This is a genomic window from Actinomadura rubrisoli, from assembly GCF_004349215.1.
In the GTDB taxonomy this organism is placed as follows: domain Bacteria; phylum Actinomycetota; class Actinomycetes; order Streptosporangiales; family Streptosporangiaceae; genus Spirillospora; species Spirillospora rubrisoli.
Map to the genome: position 1 here is coordinate 1 of NZ_SMKU01000419.1, position 7,246 is coordinate 7,246.

Consider the following 7,246-nt stretch of genomic DNA (forward strand, 5'->3'; position numbering starts at 1 on the left):
GGGGGGACGACCCCCCACACCCCCCGGAACAGATCTTTCGACCATCTAGCGCAGGTCGGCCGCGCCGCCGAGATCGTCGGCTTCGACGGCGCGCTGGCTCCGTTCGATCCCGGCGGCGAGGAGTCGGTCGTCGTCACGTCGGGGCTGCTGCGGGCGAGCCGGTGGCTGCGCGGCGTGGCGGGCCTGCATCCCGGCGTCGCCACGCCCGTGTACGCGGCGAAGGTGTCGGCGTCGCTCCAGCGGTTCTCCGGCGGGCGCCTCGACTGGCGGCTGTCGGTGGACCTCGACCCGTCCGTCGCGCGGGCGCAGGGCGACTTCGTGGAGGGCCCCGACCGCTATGCGCGGGCGGACGAGTTCCTCACCATCGCCAAGGGCGTGTGGCGCGAGGACTCCTACACCTACGAGGGACGGTTCTTCCACGTGCTGGCGGGCGGCTTCCAGCAGCCGCTGTCCAGGCGCCCGTTCCCCCGCGTCCAGCTGACGGGCACGTCGCCGGAGGCGCTCGACCTGTCGGCGCGTCACGCCGACGTGCACGTCTTCGACCACGGGGACGACCTGGACGCGCTCATCGCCGACCTCGGCGGACGGGCCGCCGACCACGGCCGGACCGTGGCGTACGGGCTGACCCTGCCCGTGCTGGCGCGCGAGGACGAGGAGGAGGCGGCGGCCGAGGCGGCCCGCCGCGACGCCGCCGGAGCGCCGCCCGCCGGGCTCGTCGGCTCGTACGCGGGCGTCGCGGACGCGATCGGCGGCTACGCGGCGCGCGGCGTCACCACGTTCGTGCTGGAGGCCGCGCCCTACATCGAGGAGACCTACCGGCTGGGCGAGCACCTGCTCCCCCTGCTGGCCGCACCGGGCACGGCGGCCGCACCGGACACGAAGGGGGAGCACACGCATGCCGATTGACATCTACTGGCGGATCGGCACCCACGGCGACCAGCGCTCGCTGCGCCGCCGCGTCGCGAGCCGCGGGGACTGGGCGCCGGGCGAGCCCGGCGCGATCACGCCCGGCGTGCGCGGAGGCCGCGGCGACGGGTACAGCAACCTCGACCACATGGCGGACGTGGCGCGGGCGTCGGAGCTGTCGGGGTTCGTCGGCGGGCTGCTGCCGTCGTTCCCGTTCACCGACGACCCGTGGGCGGCGGCCGCGAGCCTGGCCCGCGAGACCACCACCTACCGGTTCATGATCGCCTACCAGCCGGGGTTCCTGCACCCGGTGCAGGCGGCGCGGATGTCGGCGAGCCTCCAGCGGGCGACCGGCGGGCGCGTGGTCTACAACGTCATCTCCGGCGGCGGCGGGCCCGCGCAGCTCTGGTGGGGCGACAAGGTCGACCACGACGACCGGTACGCGCGGACCTCGGAGTTCCTGGACGTGCTGAAGGGCGTGTGGGACGGCGGCCCGTTCGACTACGAGGGCCGCTTCTACCGGGTGGAGGGCGCCGGGCTGCCCGGGCCGCTCGCCCGGCAGCCGTTCCCGGAGATCTACTTCTCGGGCTCCTCGCCCGCCGCGATCCGCGCGGCCGGCCGGCACGCCGACCACTACCTGTCGTGGCTGGAGCCGTTCGAGGCGCTGGCCGCCAAGTTCGCGCAGGTCCGCGAGCACACCGAGGCGCTCGGGCGGGCGCCGAGGTTCGCGGTGCGCATCGACGTGCTCGCCCGGGAGACCGAGGAGGAGGCGTGGGAGGAGATCCGGCGCGGCTGGCGGCACGTCGACCCCGCCCAGCTGCGCGGGCCGGAGGCGTCCGGCGACTCGGTCGGGTGGCTGCGCAGCTCGTCCTTCGTCGACTGGCCCGTCACGCACTTCCGCGAGCTGGAGGCGGCGCCGAACGTGTGGGGCGGGTTCCACCTGCTGCGCGGCGGCCCCGCGTTCGGCCTGGTCGGCAGCTACGCGCAGGTCGCCGCGCGGCTGGACGAGCTGATCGGCCTCGGCGTGGACGCGTTCATCCTCGCCGGCGTCCCCCACCTGGAGGAGTCCTACCGCGTGGGCGAGCGGGTGCTGCCGCTGCTGCGCGGCCGCGACCTCCGCGAACGCACCCCGATCTCCGCAACGAGAGGAACCGTCTGATGCCCGACCCCAAGCCCGTCCGCGTGGGCTACTTCCCGCACAACAACTCCCTCTGGGTGCTGCGCCACCGGGGCATCCTGGAGCGTTCGCTCCCCGACGTCGAATGGGTGGACTTCCGGTCCCTGCCGTCCGGGGAGCGGACGTCCCCTGCCGAGGGGCTGCCGTCCGCGCACGGCGACCACCTCTTCGACGGCGGGTACGACTTCATCGGCACCGGCTCGACCCCGCCGGTCACCGCGCAGGCCAAGGGCCACGACATCGTGTACGTGGCGACGTCGGGCCCGAGGCACGAGAACGGGCGGCTCGTCGTCCACGAGGACTCGGGCATCGCCTCGCCCGCCGATCTCAAGGGCAGGCGGGTCGCGCTCGGGCATGGCTCCTGGCAGACGACGCTGCTGCTGTTCGCGCTGGACGGCGCCGGGCTCGGCTGGAAGGACATCGAGCCGGTGGACGCCTACGGCGACGCCGCGCAGCTGTTCCTGGACCGCGAGGTCGACGCCTGGGTCGGCTCCTACCCGGCGCTGACCCGCGTGGAGCGCGAGGCGTCCCCGCGCACGCTCATCGAGACCGACGGCCTGTTCAGCCACCGGTCGCTGTGGTTCACGCGCCGCGACTTCGCCGAGGAGCGCCGCGAGGAGCTGGACGCGATCGTCGCCGCGCTGCGCGAGTCGGACGCCTGGATCAAGGAGAACCCGGGCGAGGCGGCGAAGCTGTTCGCCGCCGACGACGGCGGCGACGTGGCCGCTTGGGAGCACGCCCTGCGGCAGCGGCCGTTCGGGCTGGAGCCGGTGAGCGAGGAGTTCGTCGCCGAGCAGCAGCGCGCGGCCGACCTCTTCCACGCCGCCGGGCTGGTCGACCGGAGGATCACGGTCGCGGACGCGGTCCTGCCGGGCGTGGCGGAGCCGGTCGGGGCGGCCCGCACGTCCTGACGGCAGCGTCTTGAAGGCAGGGCCGGGCCGGCGCCGGGCGGCGCGTCACAGGGTGACAAGCCGCCCGGCGCCGGTGGCACGCGCCCGTTCGACGATGACGGTGGCGGCGGCCGTGTCCTGGACGCCCAGGCCGACGCTGTTGTAGAAGACGATGTCCTCGCGGGACGCCCGGCCCTCGGCGAGCCCGGCGACGATCGGGCCGAGGGGACGCGGCCGGTCGGGCTTGAGGCGGCCGGCGCGGATGCCCGCGACGATGGGCCCGGCCTGCTCCAGCGCCGTCGGGACGTGGTCCACCACGATGGACGCGGCGCGGGCCAGGACGTCCTCGTCCACCTCGGTGCGGTCGGGGTGGAACGACCCGACGCTCAGGACGGTGCAGCCGGGTTCCAGCCAGGCGCCGAGGACGACGGGCTCGCTGCTCGTGGTGGCGGTGACGACGATGTCGGCGCCCGCCACGGCGTCGCGGGCGGACGGCGCCGTCTCGACCGGCAGGTCCAGCTCGGCCGCCAGGTCCGCAGCGGCGGTGCACGTCGCGGGGTTCCGGCAGGCCATCGCGACGCGCGCAAGGGGACGGACCTGGGCGATGGCCCCGACGTGCGCGCGGCCCTGCGGCCCGCACCCGATCACCGCGAGGCGCGACGCGTCCGGCACCGCGAGATGGTCGGCCGCGACCGCGCTCGCCGCCGAGGTCCGCAGGGTGGTGACCGCCTCGCCCTCGATGACGGCGACGGGCCACCCGTCCACCGGGTCCTGGACGGTGACCAGCGCGGAGACGGTCGGCAGGCCGCGCCCGGCGTTGCCCGGGGTGACGCTCCCGAACTTGGCGACGGCGCCGGTCCCCGGGAGGCGGGAGACGTAGCAGAACGCCACGCCGCCGTCCGGGCCGTCCAGCAGCAGCCGGGGCGCCGGCCGCGCCTCGCCCCGGCCGAGCGCGCCGAACGCGGCCCGCTGGGAGGCGATGGCGGCGGGCAGGTCGAAGACGGCGCGCACGTCGGCGGCGGAAAGCAGCAGCACATCGGCCATGGGGCCGATCCTGGCGACCCGGCGGCGCCGCTGTCGAGGCCGGAAGGGCAAGCGGTGCTTACGGATCTCCCCACGAGATCGCGCGCTTGCTCGTCTCGACGCCCGTGCCGCGACCAACCACGCTTTTGCCAACCCGCCTGACGAGCGACGGAGAAGCGCCGATGACTCCCTTGATGCCGCGGGACCGCCGACTCCGATTCCCTGTTCTCACCGTGGCCGGCGCCGGACTGCTGCTGGCCCCGCTCGCCGGCTGCGGCTCCGGCGGCTCCGGCGGGTCCGACGAGCTCAGGATCGGCGTGCCCGCGCCGCTGAGCGGCGACTCCGCGTCCGCCGGGCAGGACATCCTGGCCGCGGCGAAGGTCGCCGCCGAGGAGCTCAACAAGGCCGGCGGCGTCAAGGGCCGCACCGTCAAGATCATCGAGGCGGACGACGCGTGCAGCGCCCAGCAGGGCGCGCAGGCCGCGCAGAAGCTGCTGAACAGCAAGGTCGTGGCGGTCGCGGGCGGCTACTGCTCGGGCGCCGCCGTGCCCGCGATCCCGATCTTCGGGCGGCGGAACGTCCCGTTCATCATGGACGCCTCCACCAACCCCTCGCTCACCGACACCGGCAAGGGCAAGGTCTTCCGGACGTGCGGCCGCGACGACAACCAGGGCCTCGTCGCGGCCAAGTTCATGACCGGGCCGCTCGGCGCCAGGCGCGTCGCGCTGCTGCACGACAACACCACCTACGCCAAGGGCCTCGCGGACGCGGCGGCCGGGTCGGTCAAGCGGCTCGGCGGGCAGGTCGTCTACGAGGACGCGCTGCAGCCGGGGCAGTCCGACTACAGCCCGGTCCTCACCAAGGTCGCGTCCACGAAGCCGGACGTGCTGTACTTCACCGGCTACTTCGCCGAGGCGGGCCTGCTGATGAAGCAGCGCCGGCAGCTCGGGCTGAAGTTCACGCTGATGGGCGGGGACGCCACGACCGACGCGACCGTCCTGAAGACGGCGGGGCCCGCCGCCGACGGCTACATCGCCACCACGGCGCCGCTCGCCAAGGACCTGCCGGCCGCGTCGGCCTTCGTCACCGCCTACAAGGCCAAGGCCGGCGCCGACCCCGGGCCGTTCTCGGTGTACGAGTACGACGCGGTCAAGCTCATCGCGAAGGCCGTCGCCGACACCGGGTCGACGAAGGGCCCCGACATCACCAAGGCCCTGCACGCGATCAAGGACTTCCCCGGCATCACCGGTCCGATCACCTTCGACCAGAAGGGCGACCGCACGGACCCGCTGTACATCACCGTCCACGTCCAGAAGGGCGCCTTCACCGGCTACAAGAAGCTCGACAAGACCGGCGCCACCTGGGTCGACGCCCAGACCTCATGAGCGACTTCGTCCAGTACCTGGTGAACGGCCTGACGATCGGCTCGTTCCTCGCGCTCATCGCGCTCGGCTACTCGATGATCTACGGGGTGGTCCGGCTGATCAACTTCGCGCACGGGGACGTGTTCATGATCGGCGCGTTCGCCGGGTTCGGGGTGCTGACCACGCTGGGCGTCACCGGCGGGATGGCGCTGCCCGCCGTGCTCGCCGCGGTCGTGGCGGGCGCCCTGGCCACCGGCGTCATCGGCACCGGCATCGCCCGCGTCGCCTACGTCCCGCTGCTGGCCTCGCCCCGCCTCGCGCTGCTGATCGCCGCGATCGGGGTGTCGCTGGCGCTGGAGGAGGGCGTCAAGGTGCTGACCGACGCCCGGTTCAAGTCGTACCCGAACGCGCTGGACGGCGGGCAGATCCTCAGCGGCGCGGTCCGGGTCACCTACGGGCAGCTCGTCCTGGTCCTGCTGGCGGTGGCGCTGATGGTGGGCCTGTGGCTGTTCGTGACCCGCACGGTCACCGGGACGGCGATGCGCGCCCTCGCGATGGACCGCGACGCGGCCCGCCTCCAGGGCATCGACGTCGAGCGGCTCATCCTCGCGACGTTCTTCATCGGCTCGCTGCTGGCGGGCGCGGCGGGCGTGATGTACGGCCTGTACTACACGCAGATCAGCTTCGGAATGGGGTTCCTCATCGGGCTGCGCGCGTTCACCGCCGCCGTGCTCGGCGGGATCGGGAACCTGCCGGGGACGATGGCCGCGGGCGTGTGCATCGGGCTCGTCCAGTCGTTCTCGGCCGGGTACGTCTCGTCCCGCTGGACCGACGTGATCATCTTCGGGCTGCTGATCGGCGTGCTGGCGCTGCGCCCGACCGGGCTGTTCGGCGAGCGCGTCGTGGAGCGCGCGTGAGGGCCCCGGGGATGCCGGGCCGGGACGCGCTCGCCCGCGTGCTGGCCCGCGCGACCGCCCTCCAGGGCGGCTGGGCGCTGCTGATCCTGGTCGCGCTCGTGGCCGGGCGGGTCCTGGACGACTACGCGGTCACCGTCGCCGGGACGATCCTGATCTACGCGATCCTCGGCCTCGGGATCAACATCGTCGTCGGGTACGCCGGGCTGCTCGACCTCGGGTTCGCGGCGTTCTTCGCGATCGGCGCCTACACCGCCGGGCTGCTGATGGTGAAGCTGGGGTGGAACTTCTGGCTCACGCTGCCCGCGGCGGTGCTCGCGGCGGCCGCCGCCGGGGTCGTGATCGGCTATCCGACGCTGCGGCTGCGCAGCGACTACCTCGCCATCGTCACGCTCGGCTTCGGCGAGATCATCCGGATCACGGTCATCAACCTGGAGGTGACCGGCGGCCCGAACGGCCTCACCGGCATCCCGCCGGTCGTGATCGGCGGCCGGGAGATCGTCACCCCGCCGGACTTCTACTACCTGGCGCTGGCGTTCTTCGTCGCCGTCCTCGCCGCGACCGGGCTGCTGGCCAGGACGCGGCTCGCCTACGCGTGGCGGGCCGTCCGGTCCGACGACCGCGCGGCGGAGGCCGTCGGGGTGCCGACGCGGCGGGTGAAGCTGCTCGCCTACGTGATCGGCGCCGCGGTCGGCGCGGTCGCGGGCCCGCTCAACGCCGCGCAGCTCGGCACGGTGGACCCGTCCAGCTTCACGTTCCTGACCTCGCTGATGATCCTGCTCGTGGTGATCATCGGCGGGATGGGCAGCCGGCCCGGCGTGATCGTCGGCGCGGTCGTCATCATCGCGCTGCCCGAGGTGCTGCGGTCCGTCCAGGAGTACCGGGGGCTGTTCTTCGCGCTGCTGCTGATCCTCATCGTGCTCCTGCGCCCGCAGGGCGTCTGGCCCGCCCGCCCCCGCCGGCTCGGGCTGC

The 7,246-nt window shown here is 73.9% G+C and carries 7 protein-coding genes; 6 read left to right on the forward strand and 1 reads right to left on the reverse strand.

The features are described 5' to 3' along the window. The 3 genes from E1298_RS41600 to E1298_RS41610 form a co-directional block, all read left to right on the forward strand. Window positions 1-906 (forward strand): LLM class flavin-dependent oxidoreductase (locus E1298_RS41600; RefSeq protein ID WP_131902891.1); only part of this gene is annotated, 906 nt, incomplete at its 5' end. Next, window positions 896-2,065, forward strand: coding sequence for an LLM class flavin-dependent oxidoreductase (locus tag E1298_RS41605; protein ID WP_131902892.1), 1,170 nt, complete (start codon window positions 896-898; stop codon window positions 2,063-2,065). The genes E1298_RS41600 and E1298_RS41605, both read left to right, overlap by 11 nt. Continuing rightward, window positions 2,065-2,994, forward strand: a complete 930-nt coding sequence (locus tag E1298_RS41610) for an ABC transporter substrate-binding protein (protein ID WP_131902893.1) — start codon at window positions 2,065-2,067, stop codon at window positions 2,992-2,994. The genes E1298_RS41605 and E1298_RS41610 overlap by 1 nt, the downstream gene beginning before the upstream one ends. A 45-nt stretch (window positions 2,995-3,039) precedes the next feature. Here the strand turns inward: E1298_RS41610 and E1298_RS41615 are convergent, their stop codons facing one another. Next, window positions 3,040-4,017, reverse strand: a complete 978-nt coding sequence (locus E1298_RS41615) for an ornithine cyclodeaminase family protein (RefSeq protein WP_131902894.1) — start codon at window positions 4,015-4,017, stop codon at window positions 3,040-3,042. Window positions 4,018-4,229: 212 nt separating this feature from the next. On the opposite strand from E1298_RS41615, the gene E1298_RS41620 reads away from it, so the two are divergent. The 3 genes from E1298_RS41620 to E1298_RS41630 form a co-directional block, all read left to right on the forward strand. After that, window positions 4,230-5,381, forward strand: coding sequence for a branched-chain amino acid ABC transporter substrate-binding protein (locus E1298_RS41620; RefSeq protein ID WP_165975919.1), 1,152 nt, complete (start codon window positions 4,230-4,232; stop codon window positions 5,379-5,381). Next, entirely contained in the window at window positions 5,378-6,277 is a 900-nt protein-coding gene (locus tag E1298_RS41625; protein ID WP_131902896.1) for a branched-chain amino acid ABC transporter permease, read from the forward strand. Before E1298_RS41620 ends, E1298_RS41625 begins: the two co-directional genes overlap by 4 nt. Beyond that, window positions 6,274-7,246: branched-chain amino acid ABC transporter permease (locus E1298_RS41630; RefSeq protein ID WP_243726162.1), on the forward strand; the 973-nt coding region annotated here is incomplete at its 3' end. The genes E1298_RS41625 and E1298_RS41630, both read left to right, overlap by 4 nt.

What these genes read in the sequence shown, in the direction of transcription:
- E1298_RS41605 (WP_131902892.1), top strand. Translation starts at nt 896, where the DNA reads ATGCCGATTGACATCTACTGGCGGATCGGCACCCACGGCGACCAGCGC.
- E1298_RS41610 (WP_131902893.1), top strand. Translation starts at nt 2,065, where the DNA reads ATGCCCGACCCCAAGCCCGTCCGCGTGGGCTACTTCCCGCACAACAAC.
- E1298_RS41615 (WP_131902894.1), bottom strand. Translation starts at nt 4,017, where the DNA reads ATGGCCGATGTGCTGCTGCTTTCCGCCGCCGACGTGCGCGCCGTCTTC.
- E1298_RS41625 (WP_131902896.1), top strand. Translation starts at nt 5,378, where the DNA reads ATGAGCGACTTCGTCCAGTACCTGGTGAACGGCCTGACGATCGGCTCG.